The 16,548-nt window shown below is 68.0% G+C and carries 13 protein-coding genes; 4 read left to right on the top strand and 9 right to left on the bottom strand.

All coding sequences use genetic code 11. From position 1 onward, the window contains the following. Positions 1 to 10 precede the first annotated feature (10 nt). On the top strand, positions 11 to 946 hold the full coding sequence (locus OG474_RS17090; RefSeq protein ID WP_405063289.1) for a cyclase family protein: 936 nt from the start codon (positions 11 to 13) through the stop codon (positions 944 to 946). Here OG474_RS17090 and OG474_RS17085 read toward each other — a convergent pair. From OG474_RS17085 to OG474_RS17055, 7 genes are all read right to left on the bottom strand, one after another. Further along, a complete protein-coding gene (locus OG474_RS17085) occupies positions 943 to 2,187 on the bottom strand; it encodes a hypothetical protein (RefSeq protein ID WP_405063288.1) in 1,245 nt (414 codons plus the stop codon). The two genes, OG474_RS17090 and OG474_RS17085, sit on opposite strands and share 4 nt — an antisense overlap. After that, the gene (locus OG474_RS17080) at positions 2,184 to 3,089 is read right to left on the bottom strand and encodes a carbohydrate ABC transporter permease (protein ID WP_405063287.1); all 906 of its coding nucleotides are present in this window, start codon (positions 3,087 to 3,089) and stop codon (positions 2,184 to 2,186) included. Before OG474_RS17080 ends, OG474_RS17085 begins: the two co-directional genes overlap by 4 nt. 12 nt (positions 3,090 to 3,101) lie before the next feature. After that, a complete protein-coding gene (locus OG474_RS17075) occupies positions 3,102 to 3,992 on the bottom strand; it encodes a carbohydrate ABC transporter permease (RefSeq protein WP_405063286.1) in 891 nt (296 codons plus the stop codon). Position 3,993: 1 nt separating this feature from the next. Further along, complete coding sequence (ngcE, locus tag OG474_RS17070) at positions 3,994 to 5,373, bottom strand: N-acetylglucosamine/diacetylchitobiose ABC transporter substrate-binding protein (protein WP_405063285.1); 1,380 nt, start codon at positions 5,371 to 5,373, stop codon at positions 3,994 to 3,996. 125 nt (positions 5,374 to 5,498) lie between these two features. Next, on the bottom strand, positions 5,499 to 6,164 hold the full coding sequence (locus OG474_RS17065) for an N-acetylmannosamine-6-phosphate 2-epimerase (RefSeq protein WP_405063284.1): 666 nt from the start codon (positions 6,162 to 6,164) through the stop codon (positions 5,499 to 5,501). An 11-nt stretch (positions 6,165 to 6,175) separates the two neighbouring features. Beyond that, a complete protein-coding gene (locus OG474_RS17060; RefSeq protein WP_405063282.1) occupies positions 6,176 to 7,069 on the bottom strand; it encodes an N-acetylglucosamine kinase in 894 nt (297 codons plus the stop codon). Continuing rightward, complete coding sequence (locus tag OG474_RS17055) at positions 7,066 to 9,744, bottom strand: hypothetical protein (RefSeq protein ID WP_405063281.1); 2,679 nt, start codon at positions 9,742 to 9,744, stop codon at positions 7,066 to 7,068. Before OG474_RS17055 ends, OG474_RS17060 begins: the two co-directional genes overlap by 4 nt. Before the next feature lie 101 nt (positions 9,745 to 9,845). On the opposite strand from OG474_RS17055, the gene OG474_RS17050 reads away from it, so the two are divergent. Together OG474_RS17050 and OG474_RS17045 are read left to right on the top strand one after the other, a co-directional pair. Beyond that, on the top strand, positions 9,846 to 10,676 hold the full coding sequence (locus OG474_RS17050) for an LLM class flavin-dependent oxidoreductase (protein ID WP_405063280.1): 831 nt from the start codon (positions 9,846 to 9,848) through the stop codon (positions 10,674 to 10,676). Positions 10,677 to 10,698: 22 nt separating this feature from the next. Continuing rightward, positions 10,699 to 11,784, top strand: coding sequence for a glycoside hydrolase family 172 protein (locus OG474_RS17045; protein ID WP_405063279.1), 1,086 nt, complete (start codon positions 10,699 to 10,701; stop codon positions 11,782 to 11,784). Here OG474_RS17045 and OG474_RS17040 read toward each other — a convergent pair. Further along, positions 11,781 to 13,199 carry a gamma-aminobutyraldehyde dehydrogenase gene (locus OG474_RS17040; protein ID WP_405063278.1) on the bottom strand — a complete coding sequence of 473 codons (1,419 nt, stop codon included), beginning with the start codon at positions 13,197 to 13,199 and terminating at the stop codon, positions 11,781 to 11,783. The two genes, OG474_RS17045 and OG474_RS17040, sit on opposite strands and share 4 nt — an antisense overlap. Continuing rightward, positions 13,196 to 14,821 (bottom strand): amidohydrolase, encoded by a 1,626-nt coding sequence (locus OG474_RS17035; RefSeq protein WP_405063277.1) that lies wholly within the window; start codon positions 14,819 to 14,821, stop codon positions 13,196 to 13,198. Before OG474_RS17035 ends, OG474_RS17040 begins: the two co-directional genes overlap by 4 nt. Positions 14,822 to 15,145: 324 nt before the next feature. Here OG474_RS17035 and OG474_RS17030 point away from each other — a divergent pair, with 324 nt between their 5' ends. Then, the gene (locus tag OG474_RS17030) at positions 15,146 to 16,534 is read left to right on the top strand and encodes an aspartate aminotransferase family protein (protein WP_405063276.1); all 1,389 of its coding nucleotides are present in this window, start codon (positions 15,146 to 15,148) and stop codon (positions 16,532 to 16,534) included. Positions 16,535 to 16,548: the final 14 nt, after the last annotated feature.

Below are 16,548 nucleotides of genomic sequence, written 5' to 3'. Positions count from 1 at the left end.
TGCTCAGATGATGCCCACGCAGGACGAGGTGCTCGGCTACTTCGACACACTCTCGAACTGGGGACGCTGGGGCGACGACGACCAGCGCGGCACGCTGAACCACATCACCGACGAGGTCCGGCTGGCGGCCGCGCGCGCCGTGCGCCACGGCCGGAGCGTCTCGTGCGGCTGGGAGGTCGCCGTACCGGGTGAGATGGAGCGGTCGACGACGTCGTGCCCGTGCGCCGCCGAGATGCCGGGTGCCGAGCACATGCCGCAGCTGTTCCACAACGACCGGCACTGGGGCTTCTCGAACGAGCGGCTCGGCATCATGTTCCACGGCAACACGATCACCCACCTGGACTCGCCGTGCCACATCTTCTGGGACGGCAAGATGTACAACGGCCGGTCGCACGAGTTGGTCGACGCCGAGACCGGATCGGCCTGGGCCGCGGTCACCGCGGCGGCGGCCGGGATCGTCACGCGGGGCGTCCTGCTGGACGTTGCGGCTGTCCGCGACAAGCCGTGGTTGGAGCCCGGTGAGGGCGTGTTCCCCGCAGATCTCGAGGAGGCGGAGCGTCGCCAGGGCGTGCAGGTCCGCTCCGGCGACGCGGTGCTGCTGCGGACCGGCTACGGGCGCTCCCGGCACGAGTCTGGTGACGCTGGCGGGATAACCCAAGCCGGCTGGCACGCGGCCTGTCTGCCCTGGCTGCGGGAGCGGGAGGTCGCACTGATCGGTGCCGACACCCCTCAGGACGTGCAGCCATCGGGATACGACGGCGTGCTGATGCCGGTGCACGCCGTGAGCCTGGTCGCGATGGGCCTGTGGATGCTCGACAACTGCGACTTGGAAGAGTGCGCGACGACAGCTGCCGAGCTCGGCCAGTGGGACTTCCAGCTCGCCGTGGCGCCGGTCCGCTACGCCGGTACGTCGGGCAGCCCGGTCAACCCGATCGCCATCTTCTAACCGTTGACGAAGGCCGCGGTCTCGGTCAGCAGTTGACTGGTCGTCGGCTGGTCGAAGTAGGTGATGAGTGCCTCGTACGCACCTGCTTCGGCCGCGGCCGGGTCAACGACGTAGCCGAAGTAGCCGTCGGTGTAGCCGACCACCCGAGTGATCGGATAGCTGCTCTTCTGCTGCAGAGCGGCGCCGTGCAGGGCGAACAGCTCGACCGGCAGGTTCACCCAGCAGACGTCGCCCAAGGTCACCACGCTGACCGGTAGGTCGAGCTCGGTCGGCAGGTCGGCCGCAGCCATCAGCGCCTGGCCACGAGCGCCGTCCAGGCGGGTCTGGGCGATCCGGGCCGATGGGTCTTCCACTCCGGTGTGGATGGCCCGCTCCGCTGCGCTGACGATCGCTGCGGCTTCCTCGGCGGACGGTAGCGCCCGCACCGGCAGTCGGAGCGTCGTACGTCGGATGGACGGGGCGACCGCGGGCAGCTCAAGCCCTGGCTCGGCCAACGCGGAGCGGACCCGCGCTGCGAGCAATCCACCCAGCCGGGTGATCTCGGCAGCACCACGTCCTTGCCGAGTGAACCGCGGGCTGACATCACCGGCCGCACCCTGCAGATAGCCGACCACAGCCGGACCGAGCGCAGCTCTGGCCGCACCGGGCCAGTCAGCCGACCACAGCAGGTTCTCCGGCCCGTACGTCGTCGGATGGCACGCGAAGTCCAGCAGCACAGCCTGCAGCGACCCAGACAGCGAGTGCAAAGCCAGTACGCCGGCCGTGTTGTCGTGCGGACCGTCCTCTCGGTGCCGGTTGGTCCCGACCCCGGTCACCTCCACCGACCGCCACGACGCCACCACCGGCTGCCGATCCAGTACGGCGCTCGCGACCGCCGAGACGAGTGGTTCGTACAGCTCGGCCTCACGCTCGGCCGGAATCACCGGATGGATCTGGCCCGTCCAGCCGGTCGGACCGGAGTGAGTGTGCGAGGCCGACACCACCACGTGCTCTGCCGGGATACCGGCGGCCCGGGCAGCGGCGGCGGACAGTTCCGCGGTCAACTCCGCGCCGACCGCGATCGCGTCCAGGGTCAACCACAGCACGCCGGGGGCATCCGCCGTACTGAGCCAGATGATGGAGGCGCGGAGCGCATCCGCGGTACCGGTCGCCGGACCGGTCCGGGCGGCGTAGCCGTCCAGGCGGTGGCCGGGTGGTGGGGTGACGTCCAGGGACGTCGCGGCGAGGAACAGATCACTCACTTCAGGGCTCCTGCGGTCATACCGGCACTGATCTGCCGATGGAAAGCAAGGTAGACCGCGAGCACCGGAATGATCGAGATGGTGAGTCCGGCGAACAGTCCGGAGAAGTCGCTGTGGTAGCCCTGGGTGACGGCGATGTTCGCCAGCCCCTGGGTGACCAGGTAGCGGTCCTCGTCGGTGTTCAGCACGAGCGGCAACAGGTACTCGTTCCACATCCCGAGGAACTGGAAGATGCCGATGCTGACGAGGCCCGGTCGAGCCAGCGGGAGCATGATCCGGAACAGCACTCCCCAGTGTGAGCAACCGTCGACCAGTGCGGCCTCGGCCAGATCCTTGGACTGTGTCTTGAAGAACGCCGTCAGGAAGAACACCGAGAACGACATTCCGCCGGTCGCGTAGACGAGGATGAGCCCGAGGTAGGTGTTCATCAGGTGCAGGTTCTGGACGACGAAGAACAGCGGCACCAGCGCCATGAACCCGGGGAAGACCATGCCGCCGACGAAGATGTAGTACAGGACCTTGCTGCCCGGGAACTCGAACTGCGCCAGCACGTACGCGATCGCGGCCGACAGCAGCAGGCACAGCACCACACCGCCGGTCACGACGATGACGCTGTTGAGGAAGTACTTGCCGATGTGCGACTCGTTCCAGGCCCGGGAGAAGTTGTCCCAGTGCCAGACCGACGGCAGGCTCCACGGGCTCCTGAAGATGTCCGGGTCGGACTTGAACGCGCTCAGCACCGACCACAGCAGCGGGAAGAGCACCATCGCACCCCACACGAGCGCGAACCCCTGCGTCAGCCCGCCGAGCAGCCGGCCGCCGACCTTCTGCGGGACGGACGGCTCCTCGACCCCGGCGAGCGGGGTCAGGTCGACCCGCGGTGGATCCGTGACGGTGGCCATGAACGCACCCCTCTAGAAGACGACGCGCTCGCGGCGGGTGAGCCGGAACGTGAGGATGGTCAGGATCATGTTCAGGGCGAACAGCGTGACGCCGATCGCCGACGCGTAGCCGAACTTCCCGTAGGTGAACGCGTTCGTGTACATGTACAGCGAGATCACCTGGGTGGCGTCGTCCGGACCGCCCGCCCCGACCGACAGCACCTTGATCAGGGCGAACTGGTCCAGCGCGCCGATCACCAGGAACGCGATCGCGACCTGCACGGTGTTCCAGATCAGCGGCAGCGTCAGCCGGAAGAACGCCTGGAACGGGCCGGCGCCATCCAGCAACGCCGCCTCGTACAGCTCTTTGGGGATCGCTGCCATCGCGGCCGTGAACAGGACGACGTAGAACCCCACCCCACCCCACACCACGACGGCCATGATCGAGCCCAGCGCGGTGTCGCCGTCACCGAGCCACGCCTTGGCGAGACCGTCGAGCCCGATCGCCCGGAGCAGGCCGTTCAGCAGGCCGGTGCGCGGTTCGAAGACGAACTGCCACATCACGCCGACCACGGCGATCGACAGCACGCTCGGGAAGAAGTACACGACCTTGTAGAACTTCGCCCCAGGGACGCCGCCGCGGTAGTTCAGCACCGCCGAGAAGAACAGCGACAGCGTCACGATGACCGTGGGCAGAGTGACGAGCAGGAACAGGTTGTGCCGCAGCGCCACCCAGAACACCTCGTCGTGGAAGAGCGTGACGAAGTTGCCGAAGCCGATATAACTGTAGGCGGCCGACAGACCTTCCCAGTCGGTGAACGCGATCGGAAAAGCCTGCAGGTACGGCGAGATCACGAAGACGGCGTACAGGCCGAGCGGGATCAGCAGCAGGCCGATGACGAAGCGGTACTTACCGTGGTGCATGTCAGGCGTGAAACTTCTTGATCGACGGATCCTTCGCCGTCTCGTCGGCGTACTTCTGCATCTGCTTGCTCCACTCGTCCGGCGTCACCTCGCGGTTCATCAGCGCGGCCATCGCCTTGTCCGAATTGTCCAGCAGCTTCTTGTACCAGATCCGGAACTGCCAGTCGGTGAACATGTTCGTCCCGGCCGCGGCGATCGCCTTCTGCATCGAGGCGGCGGCCGAGGTGAGCTTGACGCCGTCGGTGCCACCCTTGACCACGACCGGCGAGTTCGTCAGCTGGGCGAAGTTCTGCATGCACTTCTTCGAGACCATGATCCGGAGCAGTTCGATCCCGCCCTGCGGGTTCTTGGCCTGGGCCGGCACGATCAGCGCGCCACCCGGACCGCCGGTCACCGTTTCGAACGGCGCCTTGTCGGCCGCGGACCAGCCGGGTACCGGAGCCATCGCCATGCCGAGGTCCTTCGGCGCGATGGCGCCGAGCTCGTTCTCCAGCCAGCCGCCACACGGGATGAACACAGCCTTGCGCTGCGCCCAGTAGGTCTGGGACTGGGTGTGCGACAACGCCTGCGAGCCCTCCAGCAGGTAGCCCTTACCGGCCAGCTCCTGGTAGCCCTCGGCCGCCTGGATCAGCGCGGGGTCACGCCACGCGTTCGGCTCGAGGTTGTCGATCTTCTGCTTGAGCTCCGGCCCGGCCGCCTTGAAGGCCGTCATCAGCATCGGGCTGGTCAGGTACCCGGGGAACTTACCCTGGTACGTCCACGGTGCGATGCCGGCCTTCTTGATCTCGGCACAGAGCGTCAGCATCTCGTCCCAGTGCTTCGGGTACGTCCAGCCGTGCTCGTCCAACAGCGGCTGGCTGTACCAGATCCCGCCGACGCCGACCACGTACGGCATCTCGTACTTCACACCGTCGTACCGGCCGGCCTCGGCGACGCCGGGGAGCAGGGTGTCCTTGACCTTGACACCGGGCTGGTCGTAGGCGTCCATCTCGAGCAGCGCGCCGATGTCGGTGAGCTGCTTCTTCCCGGCCAGCGCCGCGCCGTCCAGACCGACGTTCTCGATCAGGTCCGGCGGGTTGCCCTGGATGAAGCGGGGCTGCAGCTGCTGCTGGAGCTGCTGGCCGCTGGTCAGCTTCACGGCCGCCTGCGGAAACTCCTTGCGGTACAGGTCGAGCGGCATCTCCGTCCACTTCTTGCCGTACCCGCCGTCGAAGTTGAAGAACTCGAGCGGCTTGCTGCCGTCGACCTTCGCACCGAGGGACGAGGCGGGTGCGGACTTCTCCACCACGGGCTTCGCACAGGACGCCAGCGCGGCCACGGCGGGCGCCGCCAGCGCCACGCGGAGAAGGGTACGGCGGTCAACCTTGCCGTCTGTGGTCATGGGACGCGTCCTCTCCAGGGGATGGGTTGGGACATGGATACGCCCGCGCGGCCGGACTGCGGAAGGGGATTCGACCTGGATCGACAAGGTGGAGTAGACCACTCCGATGCGTTATGCGGTTACCGTTACGACGGGATCGCGCTGACCAGACGGGCGGTGATGTCCATCGGATTCGTGATCGCGTAGCCGACCACGACGGCGTACGCGCCCGCATCGCAGACAGCGCGGACGTCGTCCGGAGTGCGAACCCTGCCCTCGGCAACGACCGGGCAGTTCAGCTTGGCCACCAGCTGCCGGACCAGCTCGACGTCTGGTCCGCTCGGAGTGTGGCCATTGGTATAGCCGGACAGGGTCGACGCGACCAGGTCGGCACCGGCCTCACGAGCCGCGATTCCGGCTTCCAGGCTGTCCACATCGGCCAGAACCGGTACGCCGAGCTCCGCGTGGATCCGGGCGATCTGCTGATCCAATCGCTGTCCGTCCGGGCGCGGTCGCAGCGTGCCGTCGAGGGCGATCAGGTCGGCGCCGGCCCGGACGATGTCGATCGCGGACTCGAAGGTCGGGGTGATGAACACTCCGGCCGGGTCGCCGAGTTTGTTGATGCCGATGATCGGGAGGTCGGTGACAGCACGGATCGCGGCGACGTCGGCGGCGCCGTTCGCGCGGATCGCTCCCGCACCGCCGGCCTCGGCCGCGCGGGCCATCAGCGCCATCGTCTCCGGGGCGTGCAGGGGATTGCCGGGGCCGGACTGGCAGGACACCACCAAGGTGCCTGGGGCAAGGACTCTCATTCCATCTTTATTCAACGTGGCCTCTGGATGACTGTCAGGGCGGTGTACGGGCCGAGCTCGGCGGTTGCCAGACGTTCGGCGCCGTCCAGTGCTGAGCCGGCCGCTGGAGTCAGGTGTGCGCGTGCGGACAGCCTTGCGCGGACCGGGGCGAGCAGTTGCTCGCCGGCTCCCGCGAACAGGCCACCGACACACGCCACCGGGACGGGGCTGGTCCCTGCGAGTTTCGCCACGGCGGCATCGATCGTCTCGGCGATATCCGCGGCCGCACCGCTCAAGATGCCGTTGGCAACGACATCGCCTTCGGCCGCGCACCGCAGTACGTCGGGTGCGAACCGGGCCACGTCGTCGACCAGGGTCGGTGAGCGATAGAGCGTGACAGGGTCGAACGTGGTATCGGCCAACTTGGTCACCGGACCACGACCGTCCCGAGCACGCTGTACGGCGGCCAGTCCCGCCCGCCCGATCGCGAACGCACTCCCGGCGTCGCCGAACAGATACCCGTGCCCGTCGAGCTTGTGCCAACTCCCGTCCCGATCCACCGCCAGGCAGACCAACCCGGTGCCAGCAGCAACCACCACGCCGTACCCGTCCGCCAGAGCCCCCGCGTGAGCAGTCACCATGTCCTGCGTCAACCGAACCTCATCAGCCCCCAGCAGCTCACACACCCGCCGAGCAAACGCCTCAGCCGCCCCAGCCGCCGGCGGATACCCGGTCAACCCAAGCGCCACCACCCCCACGGGAGCCTTCAGGCCGGCTTCGGTGGCGGCTTGGTGGATGGCTTTGAGCATTTGGTCGGCGGCGTTGGGGCCGTGGGTGTAGCCGGGGGCGGTGGCGGTTCGGTTGGTGGGGAGGACGCGGAGGCGGAGGGCGGACTGACCGCCGTCGATGGCGACATCGACCTTCATGCGGTGATCCAGTGCGAGTAGTCCTGCCAGGGCAGGTGCCAGCGGTTGACCTTGCGGGTCCGCCGGTCCTGGCCGGCCGTGTCGTTGGCGACGAGGCGGACCGAGCCGATCTCTTCGTCGTACAGGACTGCGGGGGAGCCGGTGAAGTGCAGGGTGCCGACGGGTTCCCATGGAGTGTGGCCACCGCGGACGTCGATCATCGAGCAGTGGTGGATGTGCCGGTCCTCGCCCAGAACGTAGACCTCGATCGCGTTGGCGCCGGGGTTGAACGCGATGACAGGATCGTCCGCGAGGGTGAGCTCGCCGATCTGCTGCCAACTGCCCTGGCCGACGCGGTCGTCCAGGTAGGTGTGGTGCAGGTGCCCGTCGGCGCCACGGACGTAGATCTCGTAGCAACCAACCGGTTGGTTGCGGGTCCAGACCGGCTCGCCCGCCGCGACCAGCTCACCGAGCACCGCCTGTACGCCGTCCTGGGTCCGGATCACCCGGCCGTCATCGCGGCGGGCGAAGGTGACCGATGCCGGCTGCCCGGCCTGGATCGCGTCGAATTCCGCCCGAATCGACGCAGGCAGGCCGGACAGACCGGCATCGGCGTCAGCTGTACCGGTTTCAGGGGCAGGCGGAAAGAACCCGTCGCCGGTCAGGTAGAGCATGGCGCCGATGATCGTCGGTGCGACCGACCAGCCGGTCTCGACGCAGTACGGTCCCCAGCCGAGGTCCGCATTCGATCCGTAGTACTCCCAGGAGTCGAAGTCGAACGCCCGCTGCCAGGTCCCGTCGAGCTGTTCGTCGTCCGGGTCGTCGATCTGGATCCGGCTCAGGTAGTCGAGGACGCCGTGCGCCAGCTCCTGGAACACCGGCTCGCCGGTCACCTGGTAGGCCAGCGGAAGCGCCCAGGCCGCGAACGGCGTTCCGTACAACTGGTCGGTGACCGAGTCGCCGTTCGACTGGAAGATCGATGCCTCGTCGACGCCGTGTGCCTCGTTGCTCGGCGGGCACTTCCCGTCCCACTCGGCGAATCCGCCGTCCGGTCCCTGCCGGCTCGTCAGATACTCCGCCAGCGAGTGCAGCGTCTCGAGGTAGAGCGGCTTGCCCGTGTAGTGGTAGGCGCCGACGAGCGGCAGCAGAAACCGGCTCGCCTCGCAGGTCCGGCTGGTCTCCAGCCGCGCGCGTGGGTGGTGAGCGGCCATGTGGTCCAGTCCGCGGGTGGCGATGTCGAGGTACCGCTGATCGCCGGTCAGGCCGTACGCATAGAGATAGGCGCACTGCGCGGAGCTCTGCCAGTGCGAGGTGAGGTCGAGGCCGTCGACGATCGGCGACCGGGCGATCTCGTCCCAGCCTTTCACCAACAGGGTGGACGGTGTCCGCCACGGATCGACCTGGAGGCCGAGCTCGTCACTCGCCGTCCGGATCAGCGCCTCGACCCCGCGCAGACCCACCTCGACGTGGCCCGAGATCAGCGCGAACAGCGAGATCCAGCCGTTGTCGTCGGCGAACAGGTTGCTCGTGCCGGTCAGGTCCCGGCGCGCGCCGCGGGGCTCGAAGGATCCGAACAACTGGTTCCGGTCGGTGAGTTGTTCCTCTTCGGCGACCAGCCGCATCAGGTTGTCGGCGATCGTCCGGCCGCGCGGGAAGTCCGCGAGGTCGGCGTACATCCGGAACGCGTGTGCGGTCTGGGTGAAACAGTCACCGCGCGGCACCGGCCGGAACGGGAGCGTGCCATCGGTCTCGACCTCGTTGGAGAAACCTTCGGCGACGCCCTTCGAGCCGTCGGGCGCGTCGTAGAACATGCCGGCCTTGTCGTACCAGGCGATCGCCCGGTCGACCATCCGGCGGTACCGCTCCGCGCGCGGCCCAACCGCGACCGTCACCGTCTGATCGCCGACCGCGAAGGTGTGCTCGCCATCGGCAAGGTACTGCGGATCGGATTCGAACCGGCCAGGCTTCATCTCGACCAGCTCGAGGTCCGCCGCCGGCTTGGTGCTGGAACGAACCACGAGCTTCACCGGCTCACCGGTCGCGACCCAGACCCGGGGCTCGGTGAACACCTCGATGTCCTCGGCCAGCTGCACCCCGGTCAGTTGCCCGACAATCACCTGCAGCAGGCGGCGCCAGCGCCGTACCGGCTTGTAGCGGCCCTGGATGTGGTGGCTGAGCGCGGTCGTCGCGTAGAGCAGCCGGCCGTCGCCGACCGGGATGTCGAGCAGCGCCGGGAACGTGGTGTCCGACGGACCGAAGACCGCGACGTGGGTACCGGCCACGCAACCGTAGCTGCACAGCTCAACAGCGTTGCTGGGGGCAACTACTTGCTGGGCCCGCGAGGCGTGCTCGTCGAGGATGTGCAGCGGCTCCAGCCCTGGCAGCGCGGCGGTCGTGAAGATGCGCTCGATATGCGCGGTCCGGACGTCACCCGCCGGCAGGAAGCCGGTGTCGTCCAGCGCGAACTCGACGTACGCCGACCCGCCCGCACGCACGTAGTCCGTCAAACCGGTCACGTCGAGGTGCTCGGGCTCCGGGTAGCCACCGGCCACCACGATCACGGCGGCGTACGGCGAGAGGTCCAGCGGCAGGTCGTCGTACCGGACGGACACGAGGCCCGCTTGGTCTAGAGCGGCCGTGAACGCGGCGGCCGGTTCCGGCGGGCCGATCACGGCGACAGGCGCAGTTGCGGTCACCGGATCACTGTCCCCGACCGAGGGCAGCCGGTAAAGCACCTCGGGTAGACCACTAGGGCACGATTTCCGGCCGGCGGCCCGGGACGTGCCACGCTGGTGGGATGCGATTTGGGCTGAAGATCAATCCGGCCGGGTGGGACGACGCGTCGTACTGGGCGGGGGTCGCCGAGGACGCCGGGTTCGACGGACTGTGGACCGGCGACAACCTGCGGAATCCGCGTGACCCGGCAGTACCGGTGCATGATGGGCCGACGATTATCGCGGGCTGGGCGGCGACCACCACCCGGATCCGCGTCGGCATCCTGATCGCGAACCTGGTCTTCCGGCACCCGACCGTCCTGGCGAAGGCCGCGACCACGCTCGACCACGTCTCGGGCGGCCGGTTCGACCTCGGGATCGGCTCCGGTGTCTGGCCGACCGACCACGGCATGGCCGGCGAGCCGGTCTGGACGGCGAGCGAGCGGACCGAGCGGCTGGCCGAGTTCGTGGCGATCGTGGAGCGGCTGTTGTCGGGCGACGTGACTGACCACGACGGCTGGTACTACCCGTACTCGCTGGCGGCGATGACGCCGGGCACTGTGCAGGAGCGGCTGCCGCTGATCATCGCGGCGAACGCCCCGAAGGCCCTCGCCGTGGTTGCGGCGCACGGCGACGGGTGGGTCACGTTCCCGGGTGCGGCCTCCGAGGAGGAGTTCTACGCGAAGTCGGTCGAGCGGTCGAAGGCCCTGGATGCGGCGTTGGACGGGCGGAAGATCCGTCGGCTGCTGCTCGGGTACGGCGAACTCGATCCGTGGGGGTCCGAGGACGGCTTCGCGCGGCTGGTCGAGCGGTACGCCGGGATCGGCTTCGACGAGCTGGTGCTGTACGCACCGAAGGAACACGAGCGAGTGGTCTTCGAGAAGGTTGCGCAAAGGCTGGACAGCTACCGCTGAGCGCCGCCTAGGGTTTGGGCCCATGGGTGACTTCAACGGGCTCGACGTTCATCTCGGCAACGTGGCGCGGTTGTCGGCCGCGAAGACCTACTCGATCAGCGCCGAGAACCGGGACGGCGCCAAGGGCGGCGGGGCGCGGGCGACCGAGGGCACCATGACGCGGCAGGCCCGCGACCTGGGGGTCGGCTGGAAGATGTCGCCGTGCATCCCGCTGCCGGCCGGCTCGACCACGACGCTGGCCGAGATCGAGGGCTCCGGGGCGATCACGCACATCTGGATGACCGTTGACAAGAAGGTCTGGCGGTCGCTGGTGCTGCGGGCGTACTGGGACGGTGAGGAGACCCCGTCGATCGAGGTCCCGCTCGGCGACTTCTTCTGCAGCGGCTGGGGCGAGCACGCGCAGATCAGTTCGGTGCCGATCGCGGTCAACCCGTCGGGCGGCTTCAACAGCTACTGGCAGATGCCGTTCCGCACCGGCGCGCGAATCACCATCGAGAATCTGCAAGAGGTCGACGTACCGGAACTCTTCTACCAGGTCGACTTCGTTCGCACCGAGGTTCCGGATGACGCGGCGTACTTCCACGCGCAGTTCCGCCGGTCGAACCCGGTCCCGTACGGCGAGGTGCACACGCTGCTCGACGGCGTCCAGGGACAGGGCCAGTACGTCGGGACGTACCTCGCGTGGGGCTGCAACAACACCGGCTGGTGGGGTGAGGGCGAGGTCAAGTTCTACCTGGACGGCGACGACGAGTTCCCGACGATCTGTACGACGGGGACCGAGGACTACTTCGGCGGCGCGTGGGGGTTCATCCATCCGGAAGGCGTGTACGCGACGTTCACGACGCCGTACCTGGGGATGCCGCAGGCGATCCAGCCGGACGGCTTCATGCGGAACCAGCAGCGGTTCGGGTTGTACCGCTGGCATCTGACCGACACCATCCGCTTCACCGAGGACCTGCGGGTGACTGTGCAGGCCCTCGGGTGGCGGCGCGACGGCCGGTTCCTCCAGCTCCAGGACGACCTCGCCTCCACGTCGTTCTGGTACCAGACCGAGCCGCACGCACCGTTCCCGACGCTGCCTTCGCGCGACTATCTCGAGGTCATCTAGCCGAAGTTGGACATCACGTGCTTGATGCGGGTGTAGTCCTCGAGGCCGTACATCGACAGGTCCTTGCCGTGGCCGGAGTTCTTGAAGCCGCCGTGCGGCATCTCGGCGACGATCGGGATGTGGGTGTTGATCCACACACAGCCGAAGTCGAGCCTGCGCGACATCCGCATCGCCCGGCCGTGATCCTTCGTGAAAACGGACGACGCGAGGCCGTACTCGACGCCGTTCGCCCATCTGAGCGCTTCTTCCTCGTCGGAGAAGCGCTGCACGGTGATCACCGGTCCGAAGATCTCGTCCTGGATCGCCTCGTCGTCCTGCCGCAGCCCGGACACGACCGTGGGCTCGAAGAAATACCCACGGTCACCGATCGCGTGTCCACCAGTCTGTACGGCGGCATGGTCGGGAAGGCGGTCCACGAATCCGCGCACCCGTCCGAGCTGATCGGCGTTGTTCAACGCGCCGTACGCGACGTCGTCCTCGGGCTGACCGGTCTTGGTCTGCTTGGCCTGCTCGGTCAGCGCGGCGACGAAGTCGTCATGGATCCGCGGACCGGCGAGCACGCGGGTGGCCGCCGTACAGTCTTGTCCCGCGTTGAAGTAGCCGGCGCCAGCGATCGCTTCGGCGGCCGCTTCCAGGTCGGCGTCGTCGAACACGACAACCGGCGCCTTGCCGCCTAGCTCGAGGTGGGTGCGCTTGAGTTTGCGTGCGGCTGAGGAGGCGACCTCGCGACCGGCGCGGACCGAGCCGGTGATCGCGACGAGCTGCGGGATGTCGTGCTCGACCAGCGCGCGGCCGGTGCCGCGATCGCCGCACACCACGTTGAACACGCCCGGCGGGAGGAACTCGTTGCACACCTCGGCAAGCAGGGCCGTCGAGGCCGGGGTGGTGTCACTCGGCTTGAGGACGATGGTGTTGCCGGCGGCCAGGGCGGGCGCGATCTTCCAGATCGCCATCATCAGCGGGTAGTTCCAGGGGGTGACCTGGCCGACCACGCCGATCGGCTCGCGGCGGATCCAGGAGGTGTGGCCGGGCAGGTACTCCCCTGCGGACCGGCCTTCCAGGACGCGGGCGGCACCGGCGAAGAAGCGTAATTGGTCCACACAGGGCGGTACTTCTTCGCTCGCGGTGAGGGCCAGCGGCTTGCCCGTGTTGCGGCTCTCGACCGCGGTGAACTCGTCCGCCCGTTGCTCCATGGCGTCGGCGATCTTGAGCAGCGCGCGCTGCCGATCGGCCGGCGTACTGTCCCGCCAGCTCTCGAACGCGCGCGCCGCCGCGGTCATCGCCTGGTCGACGTCCTCCGGCCCGGACAACGGCGCTTGGGTGTACGACTCCCCGGTTGCGGGTGCGATCACGTCGTACGTCGCTCCACTCAGGGCGGCGACCGGTTTGCCGTCGATGAAGTTGTGCAGGGTCACGAGGCGTCCTCTCTCGTCGGGCCGAAGACGGGTACGCCTTCGACGTAGGTGGCCCGGACTCGGGCGGTGTTGATCTCGTCGGTCGGTGCGGTGAAGGGATCGCGGTCGAGGATCGCGAGGTCCGCGAGGGCGCCGACCGCGATCCGGCCGGTGGCGTCGGCGTGGTTCACCCAAGCGCTGCCCGACGTGTACGCCGCGAGCGCGGTCGTGAGGTCGATGGCCTGCTCGGGAAGGAAGGGGTCGTCGCCTTCATCGGTACGGCGGTTGACCGCCACGTGAATGGCTTCGAGTGGGTTCGGGCTGGAGACCGGCCAGTCGGAACCGGCCACGAGCCGGGCGCCGGTCGTTTGGAGCGACTTGAACGGGTACTGCCAGCCGGTGCGCTCGGGGCCGAGGAACGGGATGGTCAGGTCGTTCATCTGGGGCTCGTAGACGGCCCAGAGCGCCTGCATGTTCGCGGCGACGTTGAGCTGTGCGAACCGGGGGATGTCATCGGGGTGGATGACTTGCAGGTGAGCGATGTGGTGCCGGTTGTCGTTGGATCCGTTACTGGCTTGGGCTTTCTCGAACGCATCCAGCGCCTCGCGAGCTGCCCGGTCGCCGATCGTGTGGACGTGGACCTGGAAGCCCGCGGCGTCGAGGTCGGTCACGTACTGCTGGAGCTCGATCGGGTCCACGAACGAGATGCCGCTGTTGCCGGTGCGGCAGCCGCAGCCGTCGAAGTATGGGTCGAGCATGGCAGCGGTGTGGTTCTCGGCGACGCCGTCCTGCATGATCTTCACGGATCTGGCGCGGAATCGCGGGTAGTCGAGTTCCTTGCTGCGGGCAACGAGTTCGGGGATCTGTTCGGCGCCACGGTCGCGTTCCCACCACAATGCGCCGTTGACGCGGGCTGTCAGCCGGCCGGATTGCGCCAGCTCGACGTACGCGGCGGTGGCGTCGCCGAGGTTGGCGTAGGCGCCGAGGATCGCGTCCTGCCAGCCGGTGATGCCGAACGAGTGCAGGTAGGCCTGCGCGTCCAGGAGCGCGGCAACCGCTTCGGAGTGGTCGGCCGGTGGGAGCAGGCGGCTGACCAGGCGCATCGCGCCTTCATGCAGCGTGCCGGTGGGAATGCCGTCGTGGTCGCGCTCGATCCGGCCGTCCGCGGGATCGGGGGTGTCTTTGTCGATCCCCGCCAGCTCCAGGGCCTTCGAGTTCGCCCAGGCGCCGTGGTGGTCGGCGTTCACCAGGAAGGCGGGGCGGTCGCCGGTGACCGCGTCCAGATCGGCGGCGAACGGCGTACCGCCGGGGAAGTCGGGTTGCTGCCAGCCACCGCCTTCGATCCATTCTGCTCGCGGATTGGCGGCGGCGTACGCGGCGATCTTCTGCTGGTACTGCGGGAGTCCGGACAACGGCGAGAGGTCGCAGCGCGCGCGTTCGAAGCCGCCCTGGAGAGGATGGACATGCGCGTCGACGAAGCCGGGAAGCAGTAGACCGCCGTCCAGGTCGACGACCTCGGCGCCGTTGCGCCGGCCCAGGTCCGGGCCGATCGCGGCGATCCGGCCTTGGCGGACGGCGACCGCGAGACCAGGCCGGTACGCCGTCCCGTCGAAGACCGCGCCGTTCACGAACAGGGTGTCCACGCGTCGACCTCTCGTCGTACGGAATCCGAACCATTTGGGCTCGTCGAATGATGACATCGACACCCTATCGGCTTCCAGGGCACGAAATCACTTGCCAGCAGAGATTTTGCCAGGCAGGATGACAGGGCGCTTCTGGTGCTCCCGCGCCGTAGCGAGCATGTGCTCGGTGCGGTGGCTCGGTGTGCTGGAGGGGAGGCCTCGATGCTTTTCCATCGTGGCCTTGCCTCCAGTGCAGCGAGGTGCCGTGCCGAGTGCAGCGCAGTAGGCGGGGGAGCATCAGAAGCGCCCTGCAACCACCACGCGTTCTGAGACGAGGGATCCGACATGTCGTCCGACACGATCGGCGATGCCGAATTCGCCAAGCTGCAGCAGTCGGCGCGCGACCACCTGTGGATGCACTTCACCCGGATGTCGAGCTACGACAAGGCCGACGTACCGGTGATCGTCCGCGGGGACGGCGCCTACATCTACGACGCCAAGGGCAAGCGCTACCTGGACGCACTGGCCGGGCTCTTCGTAAACCAGCTGGGTCACGGGCGGACGGAGCTGGCCGAGGCGGCCGCGAAGCAGGCCTCGGAGCTGGCGTTCTTCCCGTTGTGGTCCTATGCGCACCCGAAGTCGATCGAGCTCGCCGAGCGGGTGGCGGGGTACGCGCCGGGCGATCTGAACCGGGTGTTCTTCACGAGCGGTGGCGGTGAGGCCGTCGAGACGGCGTGGAAGCTTGCGAAGCAGTACTTCAAGCTCACCGGTAAGCCCGGAAAGCACAAGGTGGTCAGCCGGGCGATCGCGTACCACGGCACCACGCACGGCGCGCTGTCGATCACCGGACTGCCCGACCTGAAGGCGCCGTTCGAGCCGCTGGTGCCGTCGACGTTCCGGGTGCCGAACACGAACTTCTACCGGGCGCCCATTCACGCCGACGACGAAGAGGCCTTCGGCCGCTGGGCCGCCGACCAGATCGCGGTCGCCATCGAGAACGAGGGCCCGTCGACGGTCGCCGCGGTCTTCCTCGAACCCGTCCAGAACGCCGGCGGCTGTTTCCCGCCGCCGCCCGGCTACTTCCAGCGGGTCCGCGAGATCTGCGACGAGTACGACGTACTGCTGGTCAGCGACGAGGTCATCTGCGCCTTCGGCCGCCTCGGCACCATGTTCGGCGCCGAACGCTACGACTACCAGCCCGACATCATCACCTGCGCCAAAGGCATCACCTCCGGCTACTCACCCCTGGGCGCGGCGATCGCCACCGACCGCCTCTTCGAGCCCTTCTCCAAGGGCGACACCACGTTCGCCCACGGCTACACCTTCGGTGGCCACCCAGTCTCCGCCGCGGTCGCGCTGGCCAATCTGGACATCTTCGAGCGCGAAGGCATCAACGAGCACGTCCGGGACCACGAGGGGGACTTCCGGGCCACACTCGACAAGCTGCTCGACCTGCCCTTGGTCGGCGACGTCCGCGGCGCGGGCTACTTCTACGGCATCGAACTCGTGAAGGACAAGTCCACCAAGGAAACCTTCAACGCCGACGAGTCCGAACGCCTCCTCCGCGGCTTCCTCTCCAAAGCCCTCTTCGACGCCGGCCTCTACTGCCGAGCCGACGACCGGGGCGACCCCGTCATCCAGCTCTCCCCACCCCTGATCTGCGACCAGTCCCACTTCGACGAAATCGAACAAACCCTCCGAGCAGTCCTCACCGAAGCCGAATCCAAGCTGTAGCACGACTTTCCGAA

It is taken from the genome of Kribbella sp. NBC_01505, from assembly GCF_045040285.1.
Lineage (GTDB): Bacteria > Actinomycetota > Actinomycetes > Propionibacteriales > Kribbellaceae > Kribbella.
This window is presented reverse-complemented; position numbering and strand designations above follow the sequence as displayed.

Excerpts from the sequence above, each read along its gene's own strand:
- OG474_RS17090 (WP_405063289.1), top strand. The coding sequence starts at position 11 with ATGCCCACGCAGGACGAGGTGCTCGGCTACTTCGACACACTCTCGAAC.
- OG474_RS17080 (WP_405063287.1), bottom strand. The coding sequence starts at position 3,089 with ATGGCCACCGTCACGGATCCACCGCGGGTCGACCTGACCCCGCTCGCC.
- OG474_RS17075 (WP_405063286.1), bottom strand. The coding sequence starts at position 3,992 with ATGCACCACGGTAAGTACCGCTTCGTCATCGGCCTGCTGCTGATCCCG.
- ngcE (WP_405063285.1), bottom strand. The coding sequence starts at position 5,373 with ATGACCACAGACGGCAAGGTTGACCGCCGTACCCTTCTCCGCGTGGCG.
- OG474_RS17065 (WP_405063284.1), bottom strand. The coding sequence starts at position 6,164 with ATGAGAGTCCTTGCCCCAGGCACCTTGGTGGTGTCCTGCCAGTCCGGC.
- OG474_RS17060 (WP_405063282.1), bottom strand. The coding sequence starts at position 7,069 with ATGAAGGTCGATGTCGCCATCGACGGCGGTCAGTCCGCCCTCCGCCTC.
- OG474_RS17050 (WP_405063280.1), top strand. The coding sequence starts at position 9,846 with ATGCGATTTGGGCTGAAGATCAATCCGGCCGGGTGGGACGACGCGTCG.
- OG474_RS17045 (WP_405063279.1), top strand. The coding sequence starts at position 10,699 with ATGGGTGACTTCAACGGGCTCGACGTTCATCTCGGCAACGTGGCGCGG.
- OG474_RS17030 (WP_405063276.1), top strand. The coding sequence starts at position 15,146 with ATGTCGTCCGACACGATCGGCGATGCCGAATTCGCCAAGCTGCAGCAG.